General features: G+C 45.0%; 18 protein-coding genes, 1 pseudogene and 1 riboswitch. Of the genes and pseudogenes, 13 read left to right on the forward strand and 6 right to left on the reverse strand.

The window, feature by feature from the left end:
* Window positions 1–40: 40 nt before the first annotated feature.
* Both AAHK14_RS08245 and AAHK14_RS08250 read left to right on the forward strand, forming a co-directional pair.
* Window positions 41–571: a hypothetical protein gene (locus AAHK14_RS08245; protein WP_065256701.1), complete on the forward strand. Its 531-nt coding sequence runs from the start codon at window positions 41–43 to the stop codon at window positions 569–571.
* 129 nt (window positions 572–700) lie between these two features.
* Window positions 701–1,858 carry a D-alanyl-D-alanine carboxypeptidase family protein gene (locus AAHK14_RS08250; protein ID WP_156065216.1) on the forward strand — a complete coding sequence of 386 codons (1,158 nt, stop codon included), beginning with the start codon at window positions 701–703 and terminating at the stop codon, window positions 1,856–1,858.
* A 99-nt stretch (window positions 1,859–1,957) separates the two neighbouring features.
* Here the strand turns inward: AAHK14_RS08250 and nadR are convergent.
* A pseudogene (gene nadR / locus AAHK14_RS08255) lies at window positions 1,958–2,992 on the reverse strand (multifunctional transcriptional regulator/nicotinamide-nucleotide adenylyltransferase/ribosylnicotinamide kinase NadR); the annotation flags it as partial.
* A gap of 157 nt (window positions 2,993–3,149) precedes the next feature.
* Between nadR and AAHK14_RS08260 the strand changes: the two are divergent.
* The 3 genes from AAHK14_RS08260 (at window position 3,150) to rluB (ending at window position 6,598) form a co-directional block, all read left to right on the forward strand.
* Window positions 3,150–3,395, forward strand: coding sequence for a PspC domain-containing protein (locus AAHK14_RS08260; protein WP_065256698.1), 246 nt, complete (start codon window positions 3,150–3,152; stop codon window positions 3,393–3,395).
* 75 nt (window positions 3,396–3,470) lie between these two features.
* A complete protein-coding gene (htpG, locus tag AAHK14_RS08265) occupies window positions 3,471–5,417 on the forward strand; it encodes a molecular chaperone HtpG (protein WP_065274067.1) in 1,947 nt (648 codons plus the stop codon).
* 179 nt (window positions 5,418–5,596) lie between these two features.
* Entirely contained in the window at window positions 5,597–6,598 is a 1,002-nt protein-coding gene (gene rluB / locus AAHK14_RS08270; protein WP_083108434.1) for a 23S rRNA pseudouridine(2605) synthase RluB, read from the forward strand.
* 113 nt (window positions 6,599–6,711) lie between these two features.
* On the opposite strand, the gene AAHK14_RS08275 is transcribed toward rluB, so the two are convergent.
* The 3 genes from AAHK14_RS08275 to lipB all read right to left on the reverse strand — a co-directional run bounded on the left by AAHK14_RS08275 (window position 6,712) and on the right by lipB (window position 9,263).
* Window positions 6,712–7,245: an inorganic diphosphatase gene (locus tag AAHK14_RS08275; RefSeq protein ID WP_065256696.1), complete on the reverse strand. Its 534-nt coding sequence runs from the start codon at window positions 7,243–7,245 to the stop codon at window positions 6,712–6,714.
* A 113-nt stretch (window positions 7,246–7,358) separates the two neighbouring features.
* The gene (locus AAHK14_RS08280; RefSeq protein WP_065256695.1) at window positions 7,359–8,513 is read right to left on the reverse strand and encodes a hypothetical protein; all 1,155 of its coding nucleotides are present in this window, start codon (window positions 8,511–8,513) and stop codon (window positions 7,359–7,361) included.
* 3 nt (window positions 8,514–8,516) lie between these two features.
* Window positions 8,517–9,263: a lipoyl(octanoyl) transferase LipB gene (lipB, locus tag AAHK14_RS08285; protein ID WP_065256694.1), complete on the reverse strand. Its 747-nt coding sequence runs from the start codon at window positions 9,261–9,263 to the stop codon at window positions 8,517–8,519.
* Between the two features lie 110 nt (window positions 9,264–9,373).
* A riboswitch (TPP riboswitch) is annotated at window positions 9,374–9,464 on the forward strand.
* Between the two features lie 57 nt (window positions 9,465–9,521).
* Between lipB and thiM the strand changes: the two genes are divergently transcribed.
* The 8 genes from thiM to pncB all read left to right on the forward strand — a co-directional run bounded on the left by thiM (window position 9,522) and on the right by pncB (window position 15,310).
* Entirely contained in the window at window positions 9,522–10,364 is an 843-nt protein-coding gene (gene thiM / locus AAHK14_RS08290) for a hydroxyethylthiazole kinase (RefSeq protein ID WP_065256693.1), read from the forward strand.
* Complete coding sequence (gene thiD, locus AAHK14_RS08295) at window positions 10,361–11,206, forward strand: bifunctional hydroxymethylpyrimidine kinase/phosphomethylpyrimidine kinase (protein WP_065256692.1); 846 nt, start codon at window positions 10,361–10,363, stop codon at window positions 11,204–11,206. Before thiM ends, thiD begins: the two co-directional genes overlap by 4 nt.
* A gap of 199 nt (window positions 11,207–11,405) precedes the next feature.
* Window positions 11,406–12,434 carry an IS110 family transposase gene (locus AAHK14_RS08300; RefSeq protein WP_346818192.1) on the forward strand — a complete coding sequence of 343 codons (1,029 nt, stop codon included), beginning with the start codon at window positions 11,406–11,408 and terminating at the stop codon, window positions 12,432–12,434.
* Between the two features lie 344 nt (window positions 12,435–12,778).
* Window positions 12,779–13,438 (forward strand): thiamine phosphate synthase, encoded by a 660-nt coding sequence (thiE, locus tag AAHK14_RS08305; protein ID WP_065254927.1) that lies wholly within the window; start codon window positions 12,779–12,781, stop codon window positions 13,436–13,438.
* Between the two features lie 76 nt (window positions 13,439–13,514).
* The gene (locus tag AAHK14_RS08310; RefSeq protein WP_065254926.1) at window positions 13,515–13,790 is read left to right on the forward strand and encodes a type II toxin-antitoxin system RelB/DinJ family antitoxin; all 276 of its coding nucleotides are present in this window, start codon (window positions 13,515–13,517) and stop codon (window positions 13,788–13,790) included.
* Between the two features lie 14 nt (window positions 13,791–13,804).
* Window positions 13,805–13,963 (forward strand): hypothetical protein, encoded by a 159-nt coding sequence (locus tag AAHK14_RS08315; RefSeq protein ID WP_227514642.1) that lies wholly within the window; start codon window positions 13,805–13,807, stop codon window positions 13,961–13,963.
* Window positions 13,957–14,031 carry a type II toxin-antitoxin system YafQ family toxin gene (locus tag AAHK14_RS08320; RefSeq protein WP_253842402.1) on the forward strand — a complete coding sequence of 25 codons (75 nt, stop codon included), beginning with the start codon at window positions 13,957–13,959 and terminating at the stop codon, window positions 14,029–14,031. The genes AAHK14_RS08315 and AAHK14_RS08320 overlap by 7 nt, the downstream gene beginning before the upstream one ends.
* Window positions 14,032–14,098: 67 nt before the next feature.
* Window positions 14,099–15,310, forward strand: a complete 1,212-nt coding sequence (gene pncB / locus AAHK14_RS08325) for a nicotinate phosphoribosyltransferase (protein ID WP_065254925.1) — start codon at window positions 14,099–14,101, stop codon at window positions 15,308–15,310.
* A gap of 48 nt (window positions 15,311–15,358) precedes the next feature.
* Here pncB and AAHK14_RS08330 read toward each other — a convergent pair whose 3' ends face one another.
* Together AAHK14_RS08330 and AAHK14_RS08335 are read right to left on the reverse strand one after the other, a co-directional pair.
* A complete protein-coding gene (locus AAHK14_RS08330) occupies window positions 15,359–16,309 on the reverse strand; it encodes an IS3 family transposase (RefSeq protein WP_115246899.1) in 951 nt (316 codons plus the stop codon).
* Window positions 16,282–16,818 (reverse strand): helix-turn-helix domain-containing protein, encoded by a 537-nt coding sequence (locus AAHK14_RS08335; protein WP_065256690.1) that lies wholly within the window; start codon window positions 16,816–16,818, stop codon window positions 16,282–16,284. The genes AAHK14_RS08330 and AAHK14_RS08335 overlap by 28 nt, the downstream gene beginning before the upstream one ends.
* Window positions 16,819–16,869: the final 51 nt, after the last annotated feature.

Raw genomic sequence — 16,869 nt, forward strand, 5'->3', positions numbered from 1 at the left:
TGCCGTTCATTTAGTCAATAAGTCGGTCATTGCCATGCTTATGTCAGTATCTCTCATCCGTCTTGCCAAACCTAGCATCGCCATCACTTGTCATGGATTGACGTGTTTTGATGGTTTTTTTACAAAAAGCACTGCCAAGATGACATCCTTGCGAGTGTTCGTGATTGTGTTTTGTGCTTGTGTCATGACTGCCATGACCGCTTTGCCTGCCAATGCCCAACACAAAAACATCAAGCTGCTCAAACCTGCCAAGGCATATACTGTCAGCACCAATGACTTAACCGATGTTCGGGTGACCAAATACGAACTGGCGTTGGTACAAGTCATGGCAGAGATGTGCCCAAACATGCTACACGGACGTCAAAGAGACAGGTTTTATGAAGCCTATGATAGTCAGCTTCGGGCATTCATCCCTAACGCTGACGACCCCGAAGAAGTGCTTGTTTATCTGTCCACACAGCAAGATTACCGAGCGGTACTACAAAATGTACGTTCATGGACAAAGAGCTTCCCCCCAAATGAGAACAGAGAGCTTTGTGTGGACTTTGCCAATGTGAGCCGAGCATTTTAAAGCAGTGTGGATTGGGCGACCAAAAGGAATTTTGTCAAAACGACAAAAACAGTAAAAACAATTTTATATTTTTAGTAAAGTTTGGTATAGTTAGCACTTTTTATGCATAAATTTGAGTGAATTTGCGGTATGATGACTTTTTTTAAGAAAACTTCCCTAGCCTTGGCGTTTTTGACAGTCTCTGTCACCGCCTTTGCCAATAACGGCATCAATCCCCCCACCCAAGACAACGCCGCCTATGTGCTGATGGATTATGACACAGGTACGGTGCTTGCTCAGAGCAATGCTGACACGCCATTGCCCCCTGCGTCATTGACCAAGATGATGACGAGTTATATCTTGGAGCAAAAACTGCTCTCAGGCGAGTTATCTGAGACCACACCCATCAAGGTTAGCGAGACGGCATGGTGTCGGGGGTCAAGCAGTCAGTCGTGCATGTATGTACCGCTGGGCGAGAGTGCCACCGCCATTGACATGCTACGGGGCATCATCGTACAGTCTGGCAATGATGCATCGATTGCCGTGGCGGAGCATATCTCGGGGTCAGAATCCGCCTTTGCGGTGATTATGAATGATGAAGCTGCCAAACTGGGCATGACCAACACCCATTTTGCCAATGCCACAGGCATGCCTGCCGAAGGACATCGCTCATCGGCTCATGATTTGGCGGTGCTGGCACGCACGGTCATCAAGAACTCAGCACAGTATTACCCCATTTATAGCGAAAAAGAGTTTACCTATAACAACATCAAACAAGGCAATCGCAATGCCTTATTGTTCACGGATGCCACCGTTGATGGTCTAAAAACAGGACATACCAGCGAGTCTGGGTATTCATTGGCGGCGTCAAGCCATAAAGACAACATGCGTCTGATTGCCATCGTGCTTGGGGCAAAGAGCATGCAAGCCCGTGCCGACCAAGCTCGTGAGCTACTAGACTTCGGTTTTGGGCATTTTACCAATGTGGTTGTCGCCACCAGCGGAACAAATGCAGGCAATATCCCCGTCAAATTTAGCAAAAACAAAACCGTTACTGCCAGTACGCTCAGTGACCTAAAAGTGCTCACCACCAAAAACCAAACGGGCAATTTCACCACCGCCATCAAGCTTAATGATAACATCACCGCTCCCATCAAAAAAGGACAAGAGCTTGGTCAGATGATGGCAGTATTAGATGGCAGAACGGTTGCCAGCACGCCCATCATCGCCGATGAAGATGCAGAGCAGGCGGGGTTTGTCAGTCGCATGTGGGAGAGTTTGGTGGATTGGATAAAGGGGTTGTTTTAAAATATCCATCATCATAAATCGGGGCATGTCCCCGATTTTTTGTGTTAATTTTATTGACAAATTTTTAAATCATTTTAAATCATTTTAAATCATTTTAAATCATTTTTTAAAAATAACAGCATCAATAAATTTGACCGCCGATAAATATCTGTCGTGATAGTCTTTATCGTTAATAATATGTGGGGTAATTTGATGTTTGTTAAATAATCTCATGAGCGTCTTTGAAAAAGCACTGCGTTCATCGTCTGAGCCTAATGACCGCATTCCGTCTGCAACCCATTTGACATTATTGTCAAGCATAATGGTATAATCCATTTTGACATTTTCACAAAATGCGGTTAATAAAGGGTGGGTGCGATTTTCATACGTTTCACAAAAGGCTTGGGTGGTAATAAAATCGGTATCAATAATGGTAATGGGGCTAATGGCGTTTTTTAGGGCGTTTTGAATTGCCAAATAATGTTGATTGGCAATAATAGGGTAATCGCTGTATTGCAATCCAATCTCCGTACCGCCCAAATCGCTGTGGGTATAAAGTCGCCCCATTTCTAAGACAAAATTTGCCCCATAATGATTGGCAAGTTTGTGTACGAGCGTGGTTTTGCCTGAGCTTTCACCACCCACGATACAGACAGTTTTGGTGTAGTTTTGTTTGGCGGACGGGGCAATGGCGTGAAAATGGGCAATGGGATTTTGATAAATGGCGGTGCCATTATAAGAATTATCGGGCAATAGGGCGGTTTGGCAGGTTTGGTTATTTAAAAGATTATTTTCGGCAAATGATTTGATAAATAGGGTGGGCGTGTCATTGATTTGTAGGGCGTTAATAATCACATCAATCAGCGATGTATCAGAGCTTGGCTCATCATAAGCCCAAGTTTGTCCATTTAAACCAGTCAAATTTAAGCTATCAGCCGTATGCACTTTTATAAATCCAAAAAACTCACACGCCACTTGCACGGCTCGGGCTTTGTCTTGCAAAGTTGGCTTAAATGGGCTATCACCGTCTTTGGGCAATACCACGATGTGCAAGGTATCCACTTGCCCTGAGGCGTGATTGATGTCCGCCAAATGCCCCAAATGCAAAGGCTCAAAATGTCCGATAAGAATGCCTGTGTTCATTATGTCATCTTTTTGTAATGTTAAGTGAAAATCGTAAGATTGGGTAAAATTACTTGAAAATCATGGTTTTAGCTGTTATCTTAGTCATTCTTTTTCAACCAATTTTATTTATATTATACGCAAATTTTTGGGAGTAATAGTAAATAAAAGTAACAAGTAAGGTCTTATCATGGCACAAGCAAAATTATACAAATTACATCGTTCACGTCATCATCGCATGATAGCAGGCGTGATGGGCGGTATCGCAGAATATCTGGGCTGGTCGCCCACGATAGTGCGACTTCTGTTTGTCATCATCTCAACCGCCAGTGCTGCTGTGCCGGGGGTGCTTATCTACTTTATCCTATGGATAGTCATGCCAAAGGCGACGGCAAATTCGTATGTGCCAGAAGCTGATTATCAGCAGGTGCGATAAATCCCCTTGAAAAATCCGCCCCTATCCCTATTTTTATCCTGTTGATTTTTACCTTGAATTTGACAGGATATTTTTATGACCATCAAAAACCACACCTTTGAAACCGAAGTCAATCAACTTCTGCACCTTGTAACGCATTCACTTTACTCAAACCCTGATATTTTTATCCGTGAATTGGTGTCTAATGCGTCCGATGCGTGCGACAAATTACGCTTTTTGGCGACAAGTGATGACAGTCTTTATGAAAATGACGGCGAACTTGCCATTCGTATTGAAATCGACAAAGATGCCAAAACCTTAACCATCAGCGATAACGGCATTGGCATGAACGAAGCGGACGTGATTGACAACTTAGGCACGATTGCCAAATCAGGCACCAAAGCCTTTTTGGACAAATTATCAGACGCCGATAAAAAAGACGGCAACCTTATCGGACAGTTTGGCGTGGGCTTTTATTCTGGCTTTATCGTGGCGGACAAAATCACGGTAGAGACCCGTAAAGCTGGCGAACCAAGTAGCGGGGGCGTACGTTGGGTGTCGGACGGCACAGGCTCATTCACGACCGAGTCTATTGACAAGCCTACCCGTGGTACTTCCATTATCTTACACCTAAAAGATGAATTTGTAGAGCGTGAAGACGGCGAATACAGCTACCTTGACCGCTATAAAATCAAGTCGCTCGTATCAAAATACTCCGACCACATCAGTCTGCCCATTCAAATGCGTAAAGAAGTGTGGCAAGAAGACGTTTCAGAAAATGGGGAGCAAGACGAAAACGCCCCTGTGCCAAATGGCGAGATGATTTTGACGGACGAATGGGAGACGATTAACAAAGCGTCCGCCCTATGGACACGCACGCCAAGCGAGATTGGCGATGATGAGTACAGCGAGTTTTATAAGACGGTAAGCTACGATTTTGATGAGCCACTGACGTGGACGCACAACCGAGTCGAAGGGCGTGTGCAATATACTCAGCTTTTGTATATCCCCAAAAAAGCCCCGTTTGACCTGTACGCCCGTGAACAGCAACGTGGGCTAAAACTCTACGTCAAGCGTGTGTTTATCATGGACGATGCCGAACAGCTTCTTCCCATGTACCTGCGTTTTGTCAAGGGTGTGATTGACAGTGCTGATTTACCGCTTAATGTGAGCCGTGAGATTTTGCAAGAGTCTCGTGATGTCAAATCTATTCGTGAAGGCAACGCCCGCCGTGTGCTGACCCTGTTGGCAAGCCTAGCAAATAGCGAAGATGAAACCAAACAAGCCAAATTTGCCGACTTTTACAAAGAGTTTGGCGATGTCATCAAAGAAGGCTTGGGCGAAGACAAAGCTAACCAAGAGCGTATCGCCAAACTGCTCCGCTATGCCACCAGCACAAATGACAGCGTTGAGACCAGTTTTGCCGACTACAAGGCACGCATGAAAGACGGTCAAAAGGCGATTTATTACCTGACTGCCGAAAACTTAGTTTCTGCCAAAAACAGCCCGCAGTTAGAGCTATTTAATAAAAAAGGCATTGAAGTTATCCTCATGACGTCAAAAGTGGACGAATGGGCGATGAACTTCTTGACCGAATTTGACGGCACGCCATTACAAAATATCGCCAAAGGGGCGGTGGATTTGGGTGATTTGACCGATGACGCCGAAAAAGAAGAAGTCAAAAAACAAGAAGAAGCCTTCAAGCCTGTGGTAGAACGCCTAAAAGGCGTGCTTGGCGGACGAGCCAAAGACGTGCGAGTAACGAGCCGTCTGGTGGATTCTCCTGCCTGTCTTGTTGTGGGCGATGGCGAGCTGACTCCGCAAATGGCTCAAATGCTAAAAGCGATGGGACAGCCTGTGCCTGATGTCAAGCCCACGCTTGAAATTAACCCCACGCACCCACTGATTGCACGGCTTGAAAACAGTGGCGATTTTGATGACCTAGCCGAAGTTATCTTTGACCAAGCCTTGATAGCAGATGGCGGACAGCCTGATGACCCTGCGGGGTATTTAAAGCGGATTAACAAGTTGCTTTTGAAATAATCGCTTTAATGGTTGTTTGTAAAATACCCTGTTTTTGACGGGGTATTTTTGTGGGTACAAAGTAAATACCTTTATATGGTAAAATTATGGTATAATGACTGTTCATTTTTTTAAGCAAGTTGTTGCTTAACATATTAATAACATTGTGAAATGTTAAACTCCCCATACAGGAACACATCATGAACATCCCCCACACCACCGAATTACCCGTAGACACTCACACAGATACCGCCAAACCCCAAGGCGAAAAACTGCAAAAGCTCCTAGCACGCATGGGCTTGGGTTCACGTCGCCAGTTAGAAGAAATCATCAAAACAGGACGAATCTCCATCAACGGTAAGACCGCAACGCTGGGCGATAGAGCCAGCGTGAGTGATGAGATTCGTATCGATGGGCGACTGGTACGTCTTAAAGCCGAACGTGAGAAACGTCGCCGTGTCATCGCCTACTATAAGCCCGAAGGCGAGATTTGCTCCATGTCTGACCCCGAAGGTCGCCCCACGGTGTTTGACCGCCTGCCTAAGCTGACAGGCGACAGATGGGTGATGGTCGGCAGACTGGACATTAACTCATCGGGTCTTCTACTGTTCACCAACGATGGCGAGCTGGCTCATCGTCTCATGCACCCATCTAGCGAAGTGGTGCGTGAATATGCCGTGCGAGTGCTTGGCGAAGTCACCCCAGAGATTGCCCAGAATCTGACCCGTGGCGTTGAGTTAGAAGACGGCATGGCACGCTTTGATGACATCAAAGAAGGTGGCGGTACAGGGGTTAATAAATGGTATCACGTCACCATCAAAGAAGGTCGCAAGCGTGAAGTTCGCCGTATGTTTGAGTCCCAAGAACTTAAAGTTTCACGCCTGATTCGTACCCGATACAGTACCATGATATTGCCCAAAGAGCTAAAAACAGGGCGATTTATTGAGCTTGATGCCAAAGCCATTGATGCCCTTGTCTCATCGGTAGGTCTGCGTTCTCGCCAAGGCACAGGACTAAATACGTCCGCCAAAGAAAAACAAGCCCGTATCCACAAAAAGCCCCTGCCCGCTCGTGAAGTTCGCCAAAAACGCACTCAAAAAGGCAAAAATGAGCGAAAAAGAGCCGATGACAGACAAGGCAAAAGCGAACGTAAAGGACAGCAAACCCCTGCGTTTGGCAAGGCGAAGTTTTATAAAGTATAAATCAACAAAGAGTAAATTATACTCATGTTGACAAAACCGCCCGAATACCGTTTATGGCATTCGGGCGGTTTTATGATTGATGACTTATAAGATTGTCATCTGCAAGTCGCCAATCACGCTTCTTCTACCCAGCGTTTTTGGCTCTCTTTAATCACTTCTTTGGCGGTGGCAACGTCAAAAAAGCCTTCTACTTTGGTGGTGCCAGCTTTTTTTAGGTCTTTGTAGTGGTTAAAGTGAAATTCTAGCTGTTTGATAAGCTGTGGTGGTAGGTCATCAAGGCTGTTGTAGGCGTTGCCGTTGTTGCGGTCATCGGCAGGTACCACGATGATTTTGTCGTCCACCTCGCCGTCATCAACAAACTTCATCACGCCAATGACTTTGGCTTTTAGAAAAATACCCGTGGTCAATGGCTGTTCGGTTAGGATAAGTGCGTCTAGCTCATCGCCGTCTTCGTCTAGGGTTTGAGGGATAAAGCCATAGTTGCAAGGCTTGGCAAAAGCAATCGGCTCAACACGGTCAAGCTCAAAGCAAGCGAGTTTGCGGTTCCATTCGATTTTGTGGTTTGAGCCAGTAGGGATTTCTACGACCACGTTAATCTCGCCTGCGTCCACGTCGCCTGCGTCTAGGATTTTGTTAAAATCTACCATAAAATTCTCCGATTGGGATTAAAAAAGTTGTGCCATTGTAATATTAAATCAATCTAAGTGCAATCATCAATTTATGATGTTTTTGCATATCGCTTATGGATAATGGCATATTATCAAGGCTCATCTGATGTATCGGGCAAGCAAATGGGGGTGCTGATACAGCTTGGGGTGTCCACTTTTGTTTTGTCTAAGGCGGTCATGAGTTGTAAGGTTGCCCGCTCCCAATCTTCAATTTGACTTGGGTCATCAAGGTGGCGTTCATCAAGATTGGCAGGATTTATGGGGTATTTGTCGTCTCGCTCATCTGTTGGTGTGGCGATAAATGCTAGAAAGGCTTGGGCTTTTTTGCCAAGTTCGCTGTTATGTTTGGCAAGTTTGACAAAGCTCGCTTCATCTGTGAATGTCTCATCATTTTCATTGATGTAGGTGATAAATGCGGTTTTATCATCATTTAGCCAACGTGTATTATCTGAATCAAAAAATAACAAATATTCATAAAATAATGACAACCGTTTGGCATCATCAATAAAGACACTCTGCGGATACGTCTTTTGATAATCTTGCCAAAATAACGCCCGCTCGATAAGCTCATCTAATGAAATGCTAAGACCTGCATCACACCACAGTGGCTCTTGGTTGTCGCTGGCAAGTCGCTCAATCATGACCGCTTGGCCTTTTGGTAAATGGGGCGTAAACAGCTTGGCAAATGCTTGATAATCATTGACGAAGTCAAATTCCCCTTCGCAGTAGTCTGCTATTTTTAGCTTGTTTTGTTTGACCTGCTTGATGAGATGTTGGGCTTTTGGGGGTAATTTTACGATGTTGGACTCATTGTACTTTTTGTTATAATGAATGTCGTACATGACCTGATTTAACTGGTCAAATTCTGCCTCATCTAGCAAAAATTTATCGCCTTGCCAAAATGACAAAAAACGCTGATAAGCAAGCTGATATTGTGTCGCCCACTTGATTTGGGTGGTGTTGTCGGCAGTCGGCAGGCAATGATTGAGTAGTTTATCCGCCTTATCAAAGTCATCTATTTGGCTATTGATGTCAATGGCGGTTAGTGTGCTGGTAACGGCTTGGCAATCAATCGCTTGGGCGTTGGCACTTTGAGCGACAGGTGTGGGCGATGTGGGGGCAACGTCCACAAAAGTCTGCTCTGCTTGGCGTGGTGTGGCATCAGTAGCAAGTGAGCTGTTGGGCTTGTTGTCGCAAGCGGTCAAGGATGACAGAGCGATTGCGATGATTATTAATGGGTATTTCATGGCTTATTCGCTGGGTATCGGGTTATTTATGGGTCTTAGGGCGAGTTGTCCACTGTGTCTTTTTTGAATATTACTGATAAATTTATGAATAAATTCGTGCGTTTGGCTATCATCAAATTTGCCAAATTGCGATAGTTTTACCATTGCCATGCCCGCATAGCCACAAGGGTTAATGGCATTAAAGGCGGTCAAATCATTGACAAGGTTAATGGCAATGCCGTGATAGCTATGCCCTTGCTTGATTTTAAAGCCCAAAGACGCAATTTTGCCAAGCATATCGCCATTGGTATTATAAATATACACCCCAGGGGCATCACGGCGAGCCTTAGCGGTCAAATCGGGCGGTAGGTACTCGCCCACCACGTCTTCTATGGCTTGCTCGGCGTGGCTCACTAGGTCTCGCACGCCCATGCCAAGGCGGTGCAAATCCCACAGCCAGTACACCACAAGTTGCCCCACGCCATGCCATGTTACCTGTCCGCCACGGTCGGTTTTGATGATTGGGGTGTCGGTCTTGTAGAGAATATGCTCTTCTTTGCCCGCTTGCCCTAGCGTATAAACGTCTTGATGCTCCACAATCCACAGCTCATCAGGGCAGGCTTGCCCGTTTTTTTTATCATCAATGCGACTCAAAATCCGAGCAAGCATATCATCATGCGTGGCGTTGTATTCGGCGTGGGGGTGGGTGCTTGTGTGCAAGTCGTCCCATTGCAAGGGGGTAAGGTTTAGGTGGGGTAGGTTTAGGGTCATGGCTTTTAAATGGTTAAATAAGAGCTATTTTACGTCATTTTGTTAAAAATAAAAACCATTTTAACCATTTTTAACCGCTTGCACACCCCTTACCCTTTTGTTATAATCCAACCTATCAATCGGGGTGCTATTTATGGCTGAGATGATACCCGTGAACCTGATACAGTTAAAACTGGCGTAGGAAATTGATAAAAATTGACGAGCAACACACTTTTTGGTGTGGGTTTTGACTGTGCTTTTCTTAAAAAGGAAAAACCCATGACCACAGTTACCAAAAACCCATTCTCCCCAGACCAAATCCCCCTAGACTTAATCAACGAAGTCCGCAAGCAAAACCCCCTAATTCACAACATTACAAATCTGGTCTCCGCCAATTTTACCGCCAATGGACTGCTTGCTGTTGGTGCGTCCCCCATGATGGCAGAGTCGCCTTTGGAGATGGCAGAGCTTGCCAAAATCAGTAGTGCGGTTGTGCTAAATATCGGCACGCCGTCCGACCCCAAAACGTCCGCCATGATTATCGCAGGGCAAACCGCCAACGCCCACGGCATTCCTGTGGTGCTAGACCCTGTGGCGGTGTCGGCAAGCACTTTACGCCAATCTACCATTCATCAGATTAGCCAAGTCGTGCAGTTTGATGCCATTCGTGGCAATGCAGGCGAGCTTGCGTTTTTGGCAGGGGCGAACTGGCAAGCCAAAGGCGTGGATGCTGGGCGTGGCGATGCGGATTTGGCGAGCATTTGCCAAGCGGTCGCCCAAAAGTACCGCACCATTGCCATTTTGACAGGCGAGATTGACTATATCTCAGACGGCACGCAGGTGGTTGCCCTTGCCAACGGTACGCCACTTCTGCCCAAGGTTACCGCCACAGGGTGCTTGCTAAGTGCCGTGGTTGGGGCATTTTTGGCGGTGGCAGGGCGTGAGCGGTATTTGGTGGGGGCGGTCAATGCCTGTGCCACATTTGCCATTGCAGGCGAGCTTGCTTGTGAAGGATTATTGCCAAGCCAAAGCGGTACGTTTATGTATCAATTTTTGGATAAATTGGGCGGTATTAGCCCTGATGAGATTGCCAATCGTGTCAAGTTTGTGGGGGGAGCATGAACCACGTCCACACGCACCCACGCACTCATCGCCCCGCCCAAGCCTTGACTATTGCAGGGTCGGACTCTGGCGGTGGGGCAGGCATTCAGGCGGATTTAAAGACCTTTACCATGCGACAAGTATTTGGTACAAGTGTACTGACCGCCACAACCGCCCAAAACACCCAAGGCGTATGGGGCATTCATCATCTGCCGACCGACCACATTAGAGCCCAGCTTGTCGCCATTGGGGACGATTTTGCGATTGGGGCGTGCAAAATCGGTATGCTTGGCACGTCCGACATCATTGAGACGGTGGGGCAGTTTCTACAAAATCGTCCGTTTGGGCAAGTGGTGCTTGACCCTGTGATGATTGCCAAAGGCGGACAATCCTTGCTTGATGACAACGCAAAAGACAGCCTAAAACGGCTCATTCCCCTAACCGACATCATCACGCCCAACCTACCAGAAGCCGAAGTGCTGACAGGCATGACGATAGTTTGTGATGATGATATAAGGAAAGCCCTACACGCCTTACAAGACATGGGGGCAAAGACGGTCATCATCAAAGGCGGACATAGCCAAAATTCCCAAAGTGCCATGTGCATAGATTATGTGCTTGATGAAACGGGCGATATTTGGCAAGTACAAAGCGAACGCACTAACAGCAAAAACACACACGGCACAGGGTGTACGTTCTCGGCGTGTATCACGGCAGAGCTTGCCAAAGGGGCGAGCGTGGCAGATGCCATTCATACCGCCAAACGCTTAATTGCTCAGGCGATTAGCACCGCCCCCAATATCGGACACGGACATGGGGCGGTCAATCATTGGGCGTTTTGGGAAGGTGGGGTGGGTAATTAGTTGGTAAATTTAATATTAAACTTCCTATAAAACTGGTTTTCCGTTCGCCCTTGTATCAACCCAACACCAAACCTAGATTATCTGCTAGAATGTTGTTGGGTTATACAAGCAAAGAGAACACGGGTTCGCCCTTAGTGTCTTAACACTGGTGCTCAGATGGTGTCCTTTGCTTGTCATCTTAACTCTGAATGGTATCTAAGTGCGTTTATTAAAACAGACACTGCATAAACAAGGCAAGAGACAGATGATACACTATATTGGCATAGACATCAGCAAAGCAAAGTTTGATGTTGCATTTATAAACCCAAGCACAAATAAAGTAAAAACCAAGGTTTTTAACAACAACAAAGCAGGCTTTGATTTACTGCTTGCTTGGTTAAAAACCAATGTCAGCAATCATCTTGATGAGCTACACATCATCCTAGAAGCAACAGGGGTTTATCATGAACACCTAAGTGAGTTTCTTGATGATAATAATATCAAGCAAAGCATTGTCAATCCTAACTATGTCCGCAAATTTGCAGACAGTTTGGGGGTAATCCATAAAACTGATAAAAAAGACAGCATTATTTTATCAAGGTATGGTTATAGCCACAAGCCTGAGATTTGGATAGCACCTAGCATTGAAGCCAAACAGCTAAAAGCTCTATTGGCTCGCTTAGAAGCACTCAAAGAAGATTTGCAACGAGAGCAAAACCGACAAGAGTTGCTCTTATCACCCAATCTGCCCGATTTGGTTAAAGCATCCATGCAAACAGTCATCAGTGTCCTTCAAGAGGAAATTGCCAAACTCACCAAAGACATTGATGACTTTGTTGACAAACAACCAAGTTTAAAGCAAGACAAAACCTTACTTGAAACCATTGACGGTATTGGTTCTGTTATTGCCAAAGAAGTGGTATGCTTAATACATACCAAACAATTTAAAAAAGCCTCACAGATGGCTTCGTTTTTAGGCTTAATACCCAAACAAAGACAGTCAGGTGTCTTTAAGGGAGCAACCAAACTGTCCAAACAAGGGCAAGTCTCTTTGCGTGCTAAGCTGTATATGTCTGCAATGAGTGCCATTCGTTATAATAGCACCATTAAGGCATTTTATGAACGATTACAACAAAACGGTAAAACCAAAATGCAAGCCTTATGTGCTTGTATGCGTAAATTGGTACATATCTGTTTTGGTGTTATCAAAACCCAAACATCCTTTGAGCAACAAGTATCTTTAAGTTAGTTTGTAAGATACTAGATACCAGATACTTAAAAAACCATTGACTTAGGTGGGGTATCATGGTATCTGAGCTTGTCGAAGGGTATAAGGAAAACCGTTATGGTTCGACTTAGCTCACCACGAACGGTTTTCTTTAATTCAGAGTTTTGCAGGAAGTCCATTGCTGAATTAAAATGCCTTTTAAAATATTTTTAAAATTTGGACGTGTAGGGGCGAATTGCAATTCACCCAAAAATCAACACTTTATCAAAGGGCGAAGGTGATTTGTCCCTACATTTTTTACCTTGATTGTCATTTGTATTTTAAAAATTTTTAAGTTTTTATTAAAAATCCCAAAAGGAACCCCCATGTTTGATAAATCAACCCTATCCGTCTATTTTGTCGCAGGCACACAAGACTGCACGCACCGAGACGAACCCACGCCAGAGCAGAGACTGCTTGCGGTGTTGGAGAATGCCTTGCAAGCAGGGATTACTTGCTATCAATTTCGTGAAAAAGGCGACAACGCCCTAACTTGCCCTGACAAGATTAAAAAGCTCGCCCTAGATTGCCAAGCGTTATGCCGTCAATATGGCGTGCCGTTTGTGATTAACAATGATGTTCATTTGTGCCTTGACATTGGGGCGGACGGCGTTCATGTGGGGCAGGCGGACATGGATATTTTTGACGTGGCAAGGCTGTGTCGTGGGCGTGCATTTGTGGGTTTGTCGCACAGCTCGCTTGATGAGATAAGGGTTAGTGTGGGGCATGATTTGGCGGATTATTTGGCGATTGGGGCGGTGTTTGACACACGCTCAAAGGCGGACGCTGGGTGTGCGGTGGGCGTGGATATGGTGGGGCAGGTGCGAGCGATGATTGGCAAGCGTCCGCTTGTTGCCATTGGTGGGATTGACACCACAAACGCAAGCCTTGTGCGTGCCAATGGGGCGGACGGTGTGGCGTGCGTGTCGGTGATTGCCCGTGCGGACGATATGGGGGCAGTGGTGGGGGCGTTAAAGGGGGCGTAATAAATCGTATGGCGTTTGTCATTGCAAATTGGGGCGTATTGCTTTACAATAAAACAAATAACCATAAGGGGGCTATATGACCACAACCAATTTAAATATCCGCATTGATGACGAACTCAAAGTTCAAGCCACAAAAGTGCTGGCAAGTTATGGCTTGTCGCCCACACAAGCGATTAAACTGTTTTTTCATCAGGTGGTTAGCACCAATCAAGTGCCTGTGTCTTTTGATTATCAAGCCAGAACGCCCAACGCCAAAACCTTGCAAGCGATTGATGAGCTAGAAAATGGCGGTGGTACGCTTTATGATGATTTGGACAGTTTGCTTGCAGAGCTAGATAATGTTAAGCGTTAAAACCAGTAAGGATTTTGATAGATTTAAGAAAACAAAAACTCACCGCCGAGCTTTTGGAAGTGTTAAGCTGTCTATATCGTGGCGAGTCGTTGCCCGCCAAATATAAAGACCTGCGTTACATGGCGACAAAAAGGGTTGGCGTGATTGTCATGTACAAAATGATTTGGTGCTGATTTACAAAATTGAAGATGATATTTTGTATTTGGCAAGGTTAAATACCCATAGCGAAGTCTTTGGCTAGCCACATAATTTTCCCCCATTTCCCCAAAAATTTGCTATCATACCCCAAACTTCTTTTTGGAAAAATCATGACCCACACGCCAATCATCACATCATTATTGGATAATGACTTATACAAATTTACCATGCTCCAAGCCATGCTTCACCAATTCCCCCAAACGCATGGCGTGTACCGCTTTCGTTGTCGCAACAACGACAAATTGGCGTTCCCCTTAGGCGAGATTAAGGACGATTTGGAGCATCAGCTTGACCTGCTTTGCACTTTAAAATTTAAGCAAGATGAACTGGATTATTTGAGAAATTTGCGGTTTATTAAGCCTGATTTTGTGGATTATTTAGAATTATTTGCCTTAAAACGCCGATTTATCAAGGTGTGGACGGACGATGAAAACCGCCTAAACATTGAGATTGAAGGGGCGATGATTCAGGCAATGTTTTTTGAAATTTTTGTGTTATCCATTGTCAATCAGCTCTATTACGAACGCCTAAATGACCCCAACGCCTTGACAGACGGGCAAAAACGCCTTGATGAAAAGGTGCAAATTTTAAAACATTATGAAATGCTAGAACGCTCAGACGTACACAATCCTGCCTTTGCCGTGGCGGATTTTGGTACACGTCGCCGTTATAGCCGAGACTGGCATTATCATGTGGTGGACACGCTCTCTCAGGCATCGCCCAGTATTTTTCGGGGGACATCTAACGTCTATCTTGCCAAAGAGCTGGGTTTGACTCCGATTGGCACCATGGCTCATGAGTTTATGCAAGCCTTTCAAGCCTTAGACGTGCGTTTGCGTGATAGCCAAAAGGCGGCGTTGGAGGCGTGGGTGCGTGAATATCGGGGCGATTTGGGCATTGCCTTGACGGACGTTGTGGGTATGGACGCATTTTTAAGAGATTTTGATTTGTATTTTGCCAAGCTCTTTGACGGACTTCGCCACGACTCAGGCGACCCGTACGAGTGGGGCGACAAGGCGATTGCTCATTATGAGAAGCTACGCATTGACCCCAAAACCAAAAGCCTGACGTTTAGCGACGGCTTGACGCTCCAAAAGGCGTGGGATTTGCATGAATATTTTAAAACCCGTATCAAAACAGGCTTTGGTATCGGCACCAATCTCACCAACGACATGGGGTTAACCCAGCTTAATATCGTGCTAAAACTTGTGGAATGTAACGGGCAACCTGTCGCCAAACTCTCCGACAGCCCTGGTAAGACGATGATTGATGATGATACGTATTTGGCGTATTTAAAGCAGGTGTTTGAGGTAAAAGAGTGATAAAAGGGGTGTGAACCGACCCCCAAATCTTAGACATAAGATTAAAGGTTAGGTTGTTGCAAGTGGTTGTATTAACCCTAATTGGACTAAGTTTCTGTACTTAACAGGACTTAGTCCTTTTAATTTGCTCTTTATTCTATCATGATTGTAGTAGTGTATGTACTCATCAATCACTTGTTTAAGTTCATCTGTTGATGTAAATGTGGTTGTCTCATAAAATATCTCTTGTTTTAGCGTACCAAAGAAGCTCTCTATCACAGCATTATCCAAACAATTGCCTTTTCTTGACATGCTTTGGGTTAAGCCTTGTTCTTTTAGGGTTTGTTGATACTGGTGCATTTGATAGTGCCAGCCTTGGTCTGAATGAATGATGGGTTTGTCATCCATCTTTTCTTGGCTTAGCTTGGATAGGGCATCATTTAACATCTCTTTGACCAACTCATACGTTGGTCTGTCCTTCATCGTATAACTGACAATCTCACCATTAAACAAGTCGATGATGGGCGATAGGTAGAGTTTTCTTTGAATGACACTGCCATCATTTGCCTTGTCTTGTACTTTAAACTCTGTGATGTCTGTTGCCCACTTTTGATTGGGTTTGTCTGCTTTAAAGTCTCTTTTGAGTATATTGTCCTGAATGGTATCTTTGCCCATTGTGCCTTTGTAAGTATTAAACTTACGTTGACGACGAACCAATGCTTTGAGTCCAAGTTTAGCCATCAGTCGTTGCACTCGTTTATGATTAATGACCATGCCTTTTTGGGCAAGCTGATTGTTAAGCTCTGATGTGATTCTACGATAACCATACCTGCCCTTGTGTTGGTGGTAGATGTGGTTAATGTGTTCTTTTAAGTCAAGGTCTTTGTCAGGCTTTGTACTTTGACGAATGTGGTAATAAAACACACTTCTTGGCAAGTTTGACACTGCCAATAAGTCAGCAAGTTTGTGCTTATGCCTTAATTCTTGGATGATCAGGACTTGTTCTTTGTTTGTACTGATTGTTCCTTTTGACGAATTAAGGCATCTAGCTTTTTTAGATAGTCATTCTCTGCTCTAAGATAGGCAAGTTCATCAAGCAAATCATCCACACTTTTTTCGTGGTCTTGTTTGGTTTTCCAAGTTGATTTGGTTTTATTAGCGTTGTGTTTGTTTGACATTGCTTTTTTGCCTTTGGGTTTGGGTATTAGTCCCATTATACCAAAGGCTTGGTAGGACTTTAACCAAGTTGACAGTAAAGAAGGTTGTGGCAGATTAAGCTCTATGGCAAGTTGTGTAAGCGATTTGCCCTGTTGTATGGCTTGAACGGCATTAAGCTTAAAATCTGTGTCATAGACAGCCTTTGTGTGTCGTCTTTTTATGCCATCAATGCCATGTGCTTGATAGAGTTTAACCCATAGCTCTACGGTTGTGTGGTTTAGATTAAAGTGTTTGGCGGTTTGTTTGTAGCCATGATGATTAAGATAATACCCAATCACAGACAGTTTAAAGTCGGTTGTGTATTTTGCCATAAAAAGCACCCCAAAGGTTAGTGTGTCTAACTTTTGGGGTGCGGTTCAGTG

This window comes from Moraxella sp. K1664 (assembly GCF_039693965.1).
GTDB lineage: Bacteria > Pseudomonadota > Gammaproteobacteria > Pseudomonadales > Moraxellaceae > Moraxella.